15 protein-coding genes are annotated in these 13392 nt (G+C 55.1%); 10 read left to right on the forward strand and 5 right to left on the reverse strand.

Annotated features, from left to right (window positions below):
- Nucleotides 1–283: 283 nt before the first annotated feature.
- From DS878_RS11185 to DS878_RS11200, 4 genes are read right to left on the reverse strand one after another with little or no spacing between them, the layout of a single operon-like run.
- The gene (locus tag DS878_RS11185; RefSeq protein WP_113816033.1) at nt 284–658 is read right to left on the reverse strand and encodes a hypothetical protein; all 375 of its coding nucleotides are present in this window, start codon (nt 656–658) and stop codon (nt 284–286) included.
- Nucleotides 624–1412 carry a CbbQ/NirQ/NorQ/GpvN family protein gene (locus DS878_RS11190; protein ID WP_113816034.1) on the reverse strand — a complete coding sequence of 263 codons (789 nt, stop codon included), beginning with the start codon at nt 1410–1412 and terminating at the stop codon, nt 624–626. Before DS878_RS11190 ends, DS878_RS11185 begins: the two co-directional genes overlap by 35 nt.
- Before the next feature lie 30 nt (nt 1413–1442).
- Nucleotides 1443–2672, reverse strand: a complete 1230-nt coding sequence (locus tag DS878_RS11195; protein WP_113816035.1) for a cytochrome D1 domain-containing protein — start codon at nt 2670–2672, stop codon at nt 1443–1445.
- Between the two features lie 25 nt (nt 2673–2697).
- A complete protein-coding gene (locus DS878_RS11200) occupies nt 2698–3054 on the reverse strand; it encodes a c-type cytochrome (protein ID WP_261977780.1) in 357 nt (118 codons plus the stop codon).
- 226 nt (nt 3055–3280) lie between these two features.
- Between DS878_RS11200 and DS878_RS11205 the strand changes: the two genes are divergently transcribed.
- The 9 genes from DS878_RS11205 to DS878_RS11245 all read left to right on the forward strand — a co-directional run bounded on the left by DS878_RS11205 (nt 3281) and on the right by DS878_RS11245 (nt 11360).
- Complete coding sequence (locus DS878_RS11205; RefSeq protein WP_113816671.1) at nt 3281–5005, forward strand: nitrite reductase; 1725 nt, start codon at nt 3281–3283, stop codon at nt 5003–5005.
- A gap of 40 nt (nt 5006–5045) precedes the next feature.
- Nucleotides 5046–5510, forward strand: coding sequence for an AsnC family transcriptional regulator (locus DS878_RS11210; protein WP_113816036.1), 465 nt, complete (start codon nt 5046–5048; stop codon nt 5508–5510).
- Entirely contained in the window at nt 5507–6046 is a 540-nt protein-coding gene (locus DS878_RS11215; RefSeq protein WP_113816037.1) for an Lrp/AsnC family transcriptional regulator, read from the forward strand. Before DS878_RS11210 ends, DS878_RS11215 begins: the two co-directional genes overlap by 4 nt.
- Nucleotides 6030–6518 (forward strand): Lrp/AsnC family transcriptional regulator, encoded by a 489-nt coding sequence (locus tag DS878_RS11220; RefSeq protein WP_113816038.1) that lies wholly within the window; start codon nt 6030–6032, stop codon nt 6516–6518. Before DS878_RS11215 ends, DS878_RS11220 begins: the two co-directional genes overlap by 17 nt.
- Nucleotides 6493–6999, forward strand: a complete 507-nt coding sequence (locus DS878_RS11225; protein WP_113816039.1) for an Lrp/AsnC family transcriptional regulator — start codon at nt 6493–6495, stop codon at nt 6997–6999. Before DS878_RS11220 ends, DS878_RS11225 begins: the two co-directional genes overlap by 26 nt.
- 16 nt (nt 7000–7015) lie before the next feature.
- Nucleotides 7016–8212: a heme d1 biosynthesis radical SAM protein NirJ gene (nirJ, locus tag DS878_RS11230; RefSeq protein WP_113816040.1), complete on the forward strand. Its 1197-nt coding sequence runs from the start codon at nt 7016–7018 to the stop codon at nt 8210–8212.
- 10 nt (nt 8213–8222) lie between these two features.
- Nucleotides 8223–9080, forward strand: a complete 858-nt coding sequence (gene cobA / locus DS878_RS11235) for a uroporphyrinogen-III C-methyltransferase (RefSeq protein WP_113816041.1) — start codon at nt 8223–8225, stop codon at nt 9078–9080.
- A complete protein-coding gene (locus tag DS878_RS11240; protein ID WP_113816042.1) occupies nt 9065–10558 on the forward strand; it encodes a nitrite reductase in 1494 nt (497 codons plus the stop codon). Before cobA ends, DS878_RS11240 begins: the two co-directional genes overlap by 16 nt.
- 100 nt (nt 10559–10658) lie before the next feature.
- Nucleotides 10659–11360 carry a Crp/Fnr family transcriptional regulator gene (locus tag DS878_RS11245; RefSeq protein WP_113816043.1) on the forward strand — a complete coding sequence of 234 codons (702 nt, stop codon included), beginning with the start codon at nt 10659–10661 and terminating at the stop codon, nt 11358–11360.
- 25 nt (nt 11361–11385) lie between these two features.
- Here DS878_RS11245 and DS878_RS11250 read toward each other — a convergent pair whose 3' ends face one another.
- A complete protein-coding gene (locus DS878_RS11250; protein WP_113816044.1) occupies nt 11386–11949 on the reverse strand; it encodes a Yip1 family protein in 564 nt (187 codons plus the stop codon).
- A 118-nt stretch (nt 11950–12067) separates the two neighbouring features.
- On the opposite strand from DS878_RS11250, the gene DS878_RS11255 reads away from it, so the two are divergent.
- Nucleotides 12068–13228: an NnrS family protein gene (locus DS878_RS11255; RefSeq protein ID WP_113816045.1), complete on the forward strand. Its 1161-nt coding sequence runs from the start codon at nt 12068–12070 to the stop codon at nt 13226–13228.
- Nucleotides 13229–13392 lie beyond the last annotated feature (164 nt).

Below are 13392 nucleotides of genomic sequence, written 5' to 3' on the forward strand. Positions count from 1 at the left end.
GTCATGCATCATGCCATCGTCTTTCTTCATGGCGCTATGATTCATGCTGTCACTTTTACTCATCTCATCAGCATGGGCCAGGTTTACACTCACCCCTACAACAGTAATCGCAGCAGCAAGAAACATTCGAGTCAGCGTCTTCATATAAATCTCCCGGTGTTTGTTATTGGCCAGAGGCATTTGCCCCGGGCTCTGACAACCATCATGAACGCACCGGTTTCCAGAGACTTAACGCAGCGCTAAAGACTTTATCCCGAAAAGATCACGAAATGATCACAGTGAATCAGAGCCATCTGGCTGGAAAGTGTGGCATCTTCTCCGACATTGCCCGTGCCAGGGAAACCATGCCCCAGAGAACAAACCCCGTGTGCAAAGCGATTGCCCATACCAGGGCAAATGTCCCGAAATGCCCCGGATCGCGGAAGAACATCCAGCCAAAAGCAATGCCCGAGCTGATCAGAGAGAAACCAATCAGCGACATGAACATGGCCGCCCGGGTATGGGCCCGGCGCAGCTCATTTGTTCCGGCGCTTTTAACAAACAGCCAGAGCAGAATTAAGAAGCCGATAACCGGAATCGCCAATAAATTCAGCAGATACCAGATAACCGGCACTACAGCTCCACTAGCGGGTTTCACCCGGGCGCCCGAATACTGCATACACCACCTCCATGAGTGAACTGACTGTTGCTTCGTCGTCTGAAAGCGGCTCAATCATGCCTGCACGGCAGGCTGCCTCCATCGGCACCCCTGCACGTATCAAAAGTGCCGCATGTATCAACAGGCGCGTTGATGCAGCTTCCTCCAGATCGTGGTCCTTCAGGTTGCGCAAGGCTGTTGCAAGATTTACCAGCTGTTGCGCGAGATCGCGGTCGCAACCGGATTCTTCCATAACGATGGTCTGCTCCGCTTCTTCGGAGGGATAATCAAACCGCAGTGAAACAAACCTCTGACGGGTGCTGGGTTTCATACCCTTGAGCAGGCTCTGGTATCCCGGATTATAGGAAACTACCAGCATAAAGCCCGGCGCTGCTGTCAGCAGTTCTCCGGTACGCTCTACGGGCAACTCCCGCCTGTCATCCGCCAGCGGGTGCAGCACCACGGTGGTATCCTTGCGGGCTTCTACCACTTCATCCAGGTAGCAAATACCACCTTCACGCACCGCACGGGTCAATGGGCCATCCTGCCAGTATGTGCCTTCCGGGCCGATCAGGTGCCGACCAACCAGATCAGCAGCTGTGAGGTCATCATGGCAGGCTACGGTATAAACCGGACGGTTCAGCTTCTCGGCCATATAGCGGATAAAGCGGGTTTTACCGCATCCGGTAGGCCCTTTGATCAGAACAGGCAGGCCGTTGTCAGCGGCAGCATGAAACAGCTCTATTTCGTTACCTACAGGCTGATAAAACGTCATCTGCAGAAATCCTTTGCGACTGGGTTGTATTCAAAGCCCGAGTACGTGGGCCCGGCTGGTAAAGAAAATACCGCTTGGGTTCTGTGCGTCCAGCTCAGCAACAGGCTCAAGGGTGTCAGTGTTGTACACCGTGATCCGGTTGCTGTCCCGGGACGAGACCCAGACTTCCTCACCCCTTGGCGTAAACTCCATGTGCAGCACAGCCTTTCCTGGTTCGAGCGTACGGATGATTTTACGGGTCTGGGAGTCGATCACCTGAACCACATCGTTCTTCGGGTGTGCGAAGCTCACCCAGATTCTTCGGTTATCCGGGCTGGCCATCACAAAAACCGGCTGCCCCTGTACCGGGATCCTGTCCACCAGAGACCAGTCATTCATATCTGCTACCAGGACCTGGTGATGTCCCACTGCAGGAACAAAGGCCCTGCCATCGGCCACCGTCCAGCCCTCAAGGTGCGGCATTTTGTACACAGGCAGTTGCTGTTCACCCTTACCATAATCTGGCAGGATTTCGGTAACACCTGCACTTGTATTCCAAAGATCCAGCATTGAGAGCCCATCCTCGCCAAACAGTCCAGCGATGTAATACCGCCCATCCGGCGTAATCATGGAGTCATAAGGGGCTTTACCCGCATCGAACCGGGTGACTTCCGGCTCACCGCCGTCTACTCCGTCAGGCATATCGAGAACCCAGATCTGTCCGGCATCAAACAGGCTGAAAACAAAACGGTTACCGGGTGCATCGACCAGACCCACGGTTTTAGACTGTGCCCTTTGACCATTATCAAGTATGTAAGTAGCAGGAATATCGGCCACAAGCTCCAGGGTCCCGCTATCAAAAACCTTTACCCCGCCCGGATCGTAATTGGACACAGCAACGTAACGGCCATCCTGGGATATGGCGCCGCCAATGCTGTTACCAGACTGAATAACCCGGCCTGCAATGGATTGAGTGAGCAGATCAACTTTGGTCAGCCCACCATCACGACCAAACACAAAGCCGTAACGCGCATCCCGGGAGTAAACAATAGACGCGTGAGACAGGTCACCCAGTCCTTCTATGCGGCCAATTACGCCATGGCTGGTCGTGTTGATAACCAGTAAAGAACCGGTAGCCCGCTCTACAACCAGGCCCATATCACCGGTGCCCATCAGACTGTCATCTGAGCCCCCGTCAGGGAGCGCCTGACAACCGCTCACCAGTGCAGAAAACAGCACCAGCGTTAACAGTGGTTTTACAAAACCGGGTATCCGGACCATGCAGTAATTCCTCCAGGCTAGTAGGTCAGGGTAAGACCAGCGCGCCAGCTTTAAGTTGATGACTGATCCATTCAATATCGGCGGGTGCCAGCAGGGGTTTCCAGGGTGGCATTGCCGTGCCGGGAACACCCTCACTGATGATCGCAGTGATCGCTGCCTCTGGCAGATGGGTAAGATTTTCCGGCCGCAACGGGGGGCCAAGCCCTCCCTTCAGGGTCAACCCGTGGCAGGAACCACAGTCCTGCACCACAAGGTTTTCGAGATCAGCCGGGCCGCGCGAAGGCTCATCAGCCAGGGTTACCGGAGCCCCGGAACCGAGCATCAACAACACCAGAATGACACTCACCTTCTGCCCTGTCTGACTCCTTCCGGAAGTGTTCACCGCTCGCTTTCTCCCATACGTCTGCGCGGGTTTTCACCATGGTGACGCCACCCTATAAGCGCATCTTTGATATTTGTTAAAAACACCCTCTTCCACAACAACTCTTTAGGCATACCTATGGTTGGGTACTCACTGGACACAGAACATATATCTGATTTTAATCAATGTTCATCAGGGCAAAGAAGCTAAACCTAACAACACTCTTAAAATCCAACGGGAGAACCTGATGAGAGCAACCAATCCATTTCTTAAACCACTGGCACTGGCCGTGGCAATCGCGTCGTTTGGCGTGATGACTGCGACCGCTGCTCCGAAGAATGGCGACCCGGCTGAGGCCGCCTACGAGGGTACCTCCAGCCCTATCTCACCCAAGTCGGCCAAAATTGTCCGCTCACCAGGCGCACCGGATCTGACCGATGCAGAGTTTGAAAAAGCCAAGAAAATATTCTTTGAACGCTGCGCGGGTTGTCACGGTGTATTGCGCAAGGGTGCTACCGGTAAGCCACTGACACCGGATATTACCCAGGCCCAAGGCATTGATTACCTCAAGACTTTCATCACCTACGGATCTCCAGCGGGCATGCCTAACTGGGGCACCTCCGGAGAACTTTCCGAAGATGAAGTCGAAATGATGGCCAAGTACCTGATGCATGAGCCACCTGCACCACCGGAGTGGGGCCTGGCCGACATGAAGGCGACCTGGGAAGTGCTTGTAGCGCCTGAGGACCGGCCGACAAAGCAACTGAACAATCTGGATCTGGAAAACCTGTTCAGCGTTACTCTGCGGGATGCCGGAGAGATAGCCCTGATTGATGGCGCGTCCAAAGAAATTGTTGAAATCATCAAGACAGGCTACGCGGTACACATTTCCCGTATGTCAGCCTCCGGACGCTATCTGTTCGTGATTGGTCGCGACGCGGCTATCAACATGGTTGATCTGTGGATGGAGCACCCTGACACAGTTGCCAAGATCAAAATTGGCCTGGAAGCCCGCTCGGTAGAAACGTCCAAGTACAAAGGCTATGAAGACAAATACGCGGTTGCAGGCGCCTACTGGCCACCGCAGTTTGTGATCATGGACGGGGAAACTCTGGAGCCGAAGAAAATCGTGGGCACCCGCGGCATGACTGTGGATACCCAGGAATATCATCCGGAGCCAAGGGTTGCTGCCATAGTCGCGTCCCACGAACACCCCGAGTTCATTGTTAACGTAAAAGAAACCGGCAAGATCATGCTGGTCAACTACGAAAACCTGGAAAACCTCAACAGCACCACCATCGACGCCGCGCGGTTCCTGCACGATGGCGGCTGGGACAGCAGCATGCGTTACTTCATGACGGCTGCAAACCAGTCCGACAAGATCGCTGTTGTTGACTCCAAAGACCGAGAACTGGAAGCCCTGGTAGACGTAGGCAAAATCCCCCACCCCGGTCGTGGTGCCAACTTTGTTGATCCTGAGCACGGCCCGGTCTGGGCAACAAGCCACCTGGGTGATCCGACCATTCAGATGATCGGCACCGACCCTGAAGGCCATCCGGATAAAGCCTGGAAAGTGGTTCGCACTATCAATGGTCAGGGCGGCGGCTCACTGTTCATCAAGACCCATCCGAAGTCTAAAAACCTGTACGTCGATACTGCCCTGAACCCGGCGGAGTCAGTCAGCCAGAGCGTCGCAGTGTATGACATCGACAACCTGGAAGGAGGCTATGAAGTATTGCCAATCGCCGAATGGGCAAATCTGGGAGAAGGCCCCAAGCGCGTTGTTCAGCCTGAGTACAACGTAGCAGGCGACGAAGTCTGGTTCTCTGTGTGGAATGGCAAAGAACATAGATCAGCCATCGTGGTGGTGGATGACAAGACCCGCAAGCTGAAGAAAGTTATCGACGACGAGCGTCTGGTCACTCCGACCGGCAAGTTCAACGTCTACAACACTCAGCACGACGTCTACTAGAACGCTCTTGTATGCCGCATCGACCCGGAGGAGACGAACGATGAGACTGGATCATACGGATCAGCAACTGATCAACCACTTCCAACGGCATCTGCCAGTGTGTGAGAGGCCGTACCTGGAAATGTCCCGGCAACTGGGCATCTCCGAGAAGGACGTTATTGAACGGTTGCAGTCGTTGCAGTCTCGCGATGTCGTCGGCCGGGTCGGACCGGTGTTTGAGCATAGCCAGGCTGGCGCAAGCCTGCTGGCTGCTGTGGCGGCTCCGGAAGAGCAGATTGATCTGGTAGCCGCCCGCATAAACCGTGCGCCCGGGGTGAATCACAATTACGCCCGGGAGCACACCTACAATCTCTGGTTTGTCATGACTGCTCCCGATAACGAATCACTGGAGGAGCATCTCGATAAACTCGAACAGGAACTGAGGCTGCCCATGCTACGCCTCCCTATGATAGAGGGCTATCACATTGACCTGGGCTTCGACATCGACTGGGGAGCCCTGTCATGAACCAGTGTGCATCAGCCGATCACCTGCATGTAGTTGCCGGGGAGTCAGGTGTTGTAAGTGCATGGGGTCTATTGCGGCTCAGAAAGCAGCTGGAGCAGGGACTGCCACTTACAGCCCGCCCCTATCAGACCCTTGCAGAACGTACCGGTCTTTCCGAGCGGGAGGTTATGAGTGCCATCACCCAATGGCAGGAACAGGGACTTATCAAACGCTTCGGGCTGGTAGTGAAGCACCGCACCCTGGGCTACACAGCCAATGCCATGGTGGTCTGGAATATCCCCGATGAACAGGTGCAGGCACTGGGGAAAATCATGGCTGACATACCCTTTATTACCCTGTGCTACCAACGGCCCCGGCAACTCCCGGACTGGCCCTACAACCTGTTCTGCATGATTCACGGCACAAGCCGGGTGCGTGTACTGGCACAGCTGGACAGCCTGATTGCAGAGCACAACCTGCAGAATGTGCAACATTCTGTACTGTTCAGTAATAAAGCCTACCGGCAACGGGGAGGACGCTATGTCAGCCACGACTGAAACCCGCCATCAGGTGCCGACTGCCATCCTCAGCCCGGTTGAGAAAGCCCTGGTCAATCGCTTGCAGCATGGCTTGCCACTGGTACCGAAGCCATATGCGGCAGTTGCCGGAGAGCTCGGCCTGAGCGAACAGCAGGTGCTTGAGTCGATTAAAAAGCTACTCGCTGAAGGCGTACTGACGCGCTTTGGCCCCATGTTTCATGCCGGAAAGCTGGGCGGCGCATTTACCCTCGCTGCCATGCGCATCCCGGATGAGGATTTTGAGCGAGTTGCAGAGCAGGTTAACAGCTTTGACGAAGTCGCTCATAACTACCGGCGAGAGCATGATCTGAATATGTGGTTTGTACTGGCAACCGAAACTCCGGAAGCCATCGAGAGCACCATTCGCGCCATTGAAGAAACTACAGGCCATCCGGTTTACAACATGCCAAAGGAGCAGGAATTCCATGTCCACCTCCACTTTCCCGTCTGAGGTCACTGTCACAGAGTTCGACCGCAAACTGATCCTTGCCACCCAGGCAGGGCTGCCTCTCGTCTCCGACCCCTGGGAAGAGCTGGGCAGGCAACTGGACATGAGCGCCGACGAGGTGCTTGCCCGCTTCCAGTCCATGCAGGAAGCCGGTGTGATACGCAGAATTGCAGCAGTACCTGATCACTACCGACTGGGTTACCGATACAACGGCATGACCGTGTGGGATGTAAACGATGACCGCATTACCGAGCTGGGAGCAGCCATAGGTGAACTGCCATTCGTGAGCCACTGTTATCGCCGGCCACGCCACCTGCCCTATTGGTCGTTCAACCTGTTTGCCATGGTGCACGGCACCACCCGGGAAGAGGTGGAGGACAAAGCAGCCCGTATCCGCGGTGTTTTAGGTGATGCCAGCCGGCAGCACACCATTCTCTACAGCTCGGCCATCCTGAAGAAAACCGGTCTGCGGCTGCGTAGCTAACGCAAGGGGGAACACTATGTTCAGAATGACCCGTTACATCAAAAGCCTGATGAATCCGGCCCCGGTGAGAGCCATCCCCAAGCCTTCCGGCCCGGTTGTCATCTGGAACCTGATTCGCCGCTGCAACCTTACCTGCAAACACTGCTATTCGATTTCGGCGGATATCGATTTCAAAGGTGAACTGAGCACTGGCGAAGTCTATACCGTGATGGACGATCTCAAATCCTTCGGCGTACCAGTACTCATACTTTCTGGCGGCGAACCGCTTATGCGACCGGATATTTTCGACATTTCACGCCGCGCAAAAGACATGGGGTTTTACGTGGGGCTGTCCAGCAACGGCACCCTGATTACCGATGACAACATAAAGCAGATCGCCGATGCCGGCTACGATTACGTAGGCATCAGCATTGATGGCCTGGAACAGACTCACGACGAATTCCGCCAGAAGAAAGGCGCCTTCGCAGCCTCCATGAAAGCAGTAAAGCTGTGCAAGGACGCAGGTATCAAAGTCGGCCTGCGCTTCACCCTCACACAGGACAACGCGCCCCAGTTGCCGGACATGCTCAAACTTCTGGATGAGCATGATATCGACAAGTTCTACCTCTCCCACCTGAACTATTCTGGCCGTGGTGGCCGCAACCGTAAACGGGATGCATGGTATGACATGACCCGGGATGCCATGAACCTGTTATTCAACCACTGCCACGAAGAACTCAAACGCGGAATTGAACGGGAGTACGTCACGGGCAACAACGACGCCGACGGCCCCTTCCTGCTGCAATGGGCAGCGGAACACTACCCTGATCAGGTGCCAGCTCTGGAGCAACGACTGGTCAACTGGGGCGGCAACTCCTCCGGCGTAAACATTTCCAACATCGATAACCTGGGCGTTGTTCACCCGGATACCTTCTGGTGGGACTACAACCTGGGCAACGTACGCGAAAAGCCATTTTCACGGATCTGGTCAGAGGCAAATGACGATCTGATGGTGGGATTCCGCCAGACACCACGCCCCGTTAAAGGCCGGTGTGCTGAGTGTCAGTATCTGCCCATCTGCAACGGCAACACCAGGGTACGCGCCCACAACATTTCCGGTGATTTCTGGGAAGAAGACCCCGGTTGTTACCTGACCAACGAAGAGATCGGGATTCTCGACATGCCCCGGCGTATCGCTACCCCGGTTGTCGAAATTCCGGTTCACAATCTGTAAGGAAAGCATCATGACAGTCAGCCAGAGAAAGAAGTGCCTGGTGGAATTCCAGCTGGCAGAACAACCCTTACGGCCCGGAGACGTTGCCATAGTAGGTGCCGGCCCGGGCGACCCGGGGCTGCTCACGCTCAGGGCCCTGATGCTGATCCAGCAGGCAGACGCCATTGTTTATGACCGCCTGGTATCCCCCCAGATCATGGAACTGGTGAATCCCCGGGCTGAGCGAATCCACGTGGGGAAAGCCAGTGGCTGCCACTATGTACCCCAGGAAGATACTAACGAGCTTCTGGTTCAGTTAGCCATGAAACTGCGCCGGGTGGTGCGTCTGAAAGGAGGTGACCCGTACATTTTTGGTCGCGGCGGCGAAGAAGCCGAGTTCCTGGTGGAAAACAACATCGACTTTCTGGTGGTGCCCGGCATTACCTCTGCGGCCGGCTGTGCTTCCTACTGCGGCATCCCCCTCACCCATCGGGATTACGCACAAAGCGTGACTTTCGTTACCGGGCACCGTAAAGCCGACCAGGCCTTTGAACTGAACTGGAAAGTTCTGGCGGGTCCCGGCCAGACCCGTGTGTTTTACATGGGCCTGCACAACGCCCCTACGATTGTCCGGGAGCTGACAGCTCATGGCCTGTCTGGCGACTGCCCGGTGGCATTGATAGAACGCGGCACCACCCCCCAACAGCATATGGCAGTGACCACACTCCAAAAACTGGAAAAGACCATCGAAATTGAAGGCTTCCAGCCACCTACGCTGATTATCGTAGGTGAGGTGGTACAACTCGCAGAAAAGCTGGCGCAGCCAACCCAGGCAGGCTGGAACCACTACCAACATTCAAATCAGGAAGCACGATGCAACAGCCTCTGAAAGCCCTGATACTCACAACAGGCCTGCTGCTGTCACCCCAGATTACCGCCAGTACAGATGCGCAGACTGAAGCTCTGTATCAGGAACACTGCGCAAGTTGCCACGGCAGCGATCGCCTTGGCGGGATGGGGCCTGCCCTGTTGCCGGAAAACCTTGCCCGTCTGAAAAAAGACCAGGCAAAAAAAGCCATTCTGGAAGGCCGTGCAGCAACCCAGATGCCTGCCTTTTCCAGCACGCTGAGCGCAGAATCTGTCAGCGCTCTGGCTGAACTCATCTACCAGCCGCCAGCTACTGAGCCGGTTTGGGGCAGGACTGAAATCATAGCCAGCCATCTGCTGCCACACCCTGCCGGCACTTTGCCCGACAAACCGGCCTACGACGCCGACATGATGAACCTGTTTCTTGTGGTGGAAATCGGCGATCACCACGTCACCCTGCTCGACGGTGACAGCATGCTGCCTGTCCACCGTTTTGCCAGCCGCTACGCCCTGCACGGTGGCCCCAAATACAGCCCTGACGGACGCTTCGTCTACTTCGGTTCCCGGGACGGCTGGATTACCAAATACGACTTGTACAACCTCGAAGTTGTCGCCGAAGTACGGGCTGGTATCAACATGCGCAACATCGCTGTTTCTGCTGACGGACACCACCTGCTGGCAGCCAACTATCTGCCCCACACCCTGGTTCTGTTCGATTCAGACAATCTCGATCTGCTGGAAATCATCCCTGTTGAAAACGATGCTGGAGAAAGTTCACGGGTCAGCGCCGTTTATGCCGCTCCGCCAAGGGGCAGTTTTATAGCAGCGCTGAAAGACATACCCGAAGCCTGGGAGATCACTGTCGAAAACAACAGGGCCAGGGTGCGCAGAATGGAAACCGACACCTGGCTTGATGACTTCTTCTTCGACCCGGGTTACGAACACCTGATCGGCGCCGCCCGCGACGGCAAACATGGTCTGGTCATCGACATGGACACAGGAAAAACCATCGCCAACCTGCCTTTGCCGGGCATGCCTCATCTGGGCTCTGGAATAACCTGGGACTACCAGGGTTCCCGGGTAATGGCCACACCTCACTTCCGCACCAACGCGGTTTCTATCATCGACATGAACACCTGGAAAGTCATAAAGACTCTTGAAACAGCCGGCCCGGGTTTCTTCATGCGCAGCCATGAAAATTCACGCTACGCCTGGGTAGATGTCTTCTTTGGCCCAAACAAAGACAAAGTTCATGTTATCGACAAGCAGACTCTGGAAATCGTCAAAACCCTGCAACCTGCTCCCGGAAAAGTAGCCGCTCATGTCGAGTTTGACCGCTACGGTAAAAAACTCCTGCTGAGCATCTGGGATGAAGACGGCGCAGTGATCGTCTACAACGCAGATACACTGGAGGAAGAAAAGCGGATACCCATGACCAAACCGTCCGGGAAGTACAACGTCTGGAACAAAATCAACTACGAGGAAGGGACAAGCCACTGAGCCTATATCGAGCGGGTGAAAAAGCCTTAATGATTTAAGTCATTTCCCAAAACATCTTTCTGTTAGGATAATTGGCAGATATCTCAACGGCAAAAACCCTATGACTCGCACTCACAGGCCAGACGTATCCTCCTCTCCCTGCATGCTGGGAGAGAACAACCCGGACATCATCCATCATGATTCAGCGCCGCAATCAATGGCGCTGCTCAATGGCCTGAGCCGGGTGTTCGGAATAAGGCTGAGCGAAAAACTGGACACTCCTGACACCCGGTTTTTGAGAGACCTCACCCGGCTGTTTCACCAGCGCCGGGTCGACGCAGAAACCCAGATGGAAAAACATGACACGCCCTGGAGCAACGTCTATCTGATCCAGTACGGCATTATGCGCCTGTTCCGTGAGGCTCCCAGCGGCAAAGTTGCAGTGCACCATTTCTTTACCGAGGGGGACATGGTCTGGCCGGTTTTTGGCCGCAGCCGCACAGTGCGCAACACCTTGTGCCTCACCACCGTAACACCCACCACTGCATGGGTTGCCGATTTCGCTGCCTTCCGGGCGGCCATTCAGTCCCACGGAGAGGGGCTCTGGCCCCAGTTCGCAATGGCCCTGACTGAAGAACTGGCGGAACTGACCAGCATGCGGGAATTTCGCAAACTCACCATGCCGGCAAAGGAGCGTTATCAGCTTCTGCTTGAAGAGTATCCGGAACTGGTCAGGCGGGTACCGGACAACCAGCTGGCTTCATGGCTGGGCGTTGTACCTGCAACATTCTCCCGGCTTAAAACCGGGGCGATCAAGAAATAACTGTATCAGCACAAAAAACAATATTTCAAAACGCCCAGACCATAGCCATCAACACCCCCCATGCAAGCAATGATGCCGCCATAACGGTGTAGGTGGCCGACATGGTAATAACATCATCAGGGCTGCGGTGGCACAACGACCTCAGGCCCTGATACACAAGGGTGCAGGACAACGCCATTGCAGCCAGAACCGTAATCACACTGACAATCACTGCCGGCACCAGCAGTGCCAGTGATGACAGCCAGAGCGGCAGGGGCGCAATTGCCGCCAGCAGATAAGCGTTGTTGTAACTGATCTCCAGCTTATGGCCCTCGACTACAGAGTGAATAAGCCAGCCCATCACAAAGAACGTCAACAGCTCAGCGAGAAAGAGAATGGTGGTGATAAAACGCCATTCCTTGCCCCCAAACCCTGCAATAAAATCATCGCCGTAATGGGTACCTGCGTAGTAGAGCAGCACCGGTGGCAGAAGCGACATGGGGACAACAACAAACCATGCAAGCATGGGAATGGATAGCTGCCTGCGCTCGAGTTCACTCCAGCCTCCATTGCTGGAAAACGGAAGTTTAAGCATGCTTGAAACATTCATGATGGTTCTCCTTGTTCTCAAGCAAGCGCATTTGCCTCACAGGACAGCGTTTGCAATATTATGATGGTTTTCAATTACTCTTTTTAGGCGCACCTCCCTGAACCGTCAATTGAGCTGGATGATCTTGAACAAGTCAGTCAACAGGCAGCCACGCAAAGTTCATGCTTTCTGGCTATTTTTCCCCGCAGCAAGCCTGCTGGCGGCCATGGCCGTACCGCTCTCTGTGTGGGCAGTGTGGTCGGGTACAGGGTGGCCGGCAGGGCTGCTGGGCTCAGGCCATGGGCATGAACTGATTTTCGGCTTTGCCCTTGCCCTCATAGCCGGTTACACCCTCGGCCCCCAGCCTGCATCCCTGCTTTATCCACTTTTCGGCCTCTGGCTGGCGGCCCGGTTGAGCTGGCTTCTGTTACCCGATAGTTTTTCAGCCCAGCTCCTGAGCCCCGTGTTTGCTCTGGCCCTGGCCTGGTATGTTGTGCCCCGCTTCCATGCAGCAAAAAAATGGCGGAACCGTATAGTGGGGCCGCTGATACTGTTAATTTGTTTGCTTGCTGTCATCTTCGGACTATCCGGGGCACTGAGTGTGCCGGATGAGCCCTGGCTGCCGGATCCTTTCAGACTTATGCATTCCGCGATTACAGGGTTGCTGCTGCTGATGACATTTATGGGTGGCAGGATCATCGCGCCAGCGGTTGCCGGCACGCTGGAGAAAAAAGGCATTCCCCTTGATGCCCGTGTTCAGCCGCGTATTGAAGGTATGCTGATTGTTGTACTGGGATGTTCGGTTTTCCTGACAGCCTTCCCGGTAATGAATCCGGTCACGGGCTTCCTCCTGATTCTTGCATCAGGGCTGATAACTCTGCGGATCCTGAGATGGAAACCATGGTTGTGCCGGGAGCGCCCGGATTTACTGGTATTGACGGCGGGATATGGCTGGCTCGCCATTGGCGCACTGGCAACCGGACTGGCGCTGGTAATGGGCACAGCACTGATTCCATCCCTGCACCTGATTACTGTCGGAGCACTGGGCATTCTCTCCACCAGCGTCATGCTCCGGCTGGCCTGGCAAAGAAGTCACCGGAGACCTCCTGCGGCAGGTGAAGTTTTCCCGATTGCAGCAATCCTGTCTGCAGCGGCAGTCAGCCGGTTTCTGGCCGGTGAGTCACCCTTCAGTGAACCCGGGCTGCTGTGGCTATCCGCCACCTTGTGGGCTCTAGCCTACCTGTGGGTAACCTTCAGGCTATTCGTTCTCGCCCGACACCTCCAAAAACCCGGGAAATGAGGGGCTACCTCTCCTGCGCTTCCCACAAAAATCCTTACCCATTTAGTGATATAACCACAATATCCCATTTAAAAACAACAGGTTAAAATCCAAAGATCACCCCGCCCCAGATAGCGCTCAACACGCCCCTACTCGCCAGATCTTTACCTTGATTTATGTCATGA

The sequence above is a fragment of the Marinobacter sp. F3R11 genome, assembly GCF_003318275.1.
Lineage (GTDB): Bacteria > Pseudomonadota > Gammaproteobacteria > Pseudomonadales > Oleiphilaceae > Marinobacter.

What these genes read in the sequence shown, in the direction of transcription:
- DS878_RS11185 (WP_113816033.1), bottom strand. Translation starts at nt 658, where the DNA reads ATGCAGTATTCGGGCGCCCGGGTGAAACCCGCTAGTGGAGCTGTAGTG.
- DS878_RS11190 (WP_113816034.1), bottom strand. Translation starts at nt 1,412, where the DNA reads ATGACGTTTTATCAGCCTGTAGGTAACGAAATAGAGCTGTTTCATGCT.
- DS878_RS11195 (WP_113816035.1), bottom strand. Translation starts at nt 2,672, where the DNA reads ATGGTCCGGATACCCGGTTTTGTAAAACCACTGTTAACGCTGGTGCTG.
- DS878_RS11205 (WP_113816671.1), top strand. Translation starts at nt 3,281, where the DNA reads ATGAGAGCAACCAATCCATTTCTTAAACCACTGGCACTGGCCGTGGCA.
- DS878_RS11210 (WP_113816036.1), top strand. Translation starts at nt 5,046, where the DNA reads ATGAGACTGGATCATACGGATCAGCAACTGATCAACCACTTCCAACGG.
- DS878_RS11215 (WP_113816037.1), top strand. Translation starts at nt 5,507, where the DNA reads ATGAACCAGTGTGCATCAGCCGATCACCTGCATGTAGTTGCCGGGGAG.
- DS878_RS11220 (WP_113816038.1), top strand. Translation starts at nt 6,030, where the DNA reads ATGTCAGCCACGACTGAAACCCGCCATCAGGTGCCGACTGCCATCCTC.
- DS878_RS11225 (WP_113816039.1), top strand. Translation starts at nt 6,493, where the DNA reads ATGTCCACCTCCACTTTCCCGTCTGAGGTCACTGTCACAGAGTTCGAC.
- nirJ (WP_113816040.1), top strand. Translation starts at nt 7,016, where the DNA reads ATGTTCAGAATGACCCGTTACATCAAAAGCCTGATGAATCCGGCCCCG.
- cobA (WP_113816041.1), top strand. Translation starts at nt 8,223, where the DNA reads ATGACAGTCAGCCAGAGAAAGAAGTGCCTGGTGGAATTCCAGCTGGCA.
- DS878_RS11240 (WP_113816042.1), top strand. Translation starts at nt 9,065, where the DNA reads ATGCAACAGCCTCTGAAAGCCCTGATACTCACAACAGGCCTGCTGCTG.
- DS878_RS11245 (WP_113816043.1), top strand. Translation starts at nt 10,659, where the DNA reads ATGACTCGCACTCACAGGCCAGACGTATCCTCCTCTCCCTGCATGCTG.
- DS878_RS11250 (WP_113816044.1), bottom strand. Translation starts at nt 11,949, where the DNA reads ATGAATGTTTCAAGCATGCTTAAACTTCCGTTTTCCAGCAATGGAGGC.
- DS878_RS11255 (WP_113816045.1), top strand. Translation starts at nt 12,068, where the DNA reads ATGATCTTGAACAAGTCAGTCAACAGGCAGCCACGCAAAGTTCATGCT.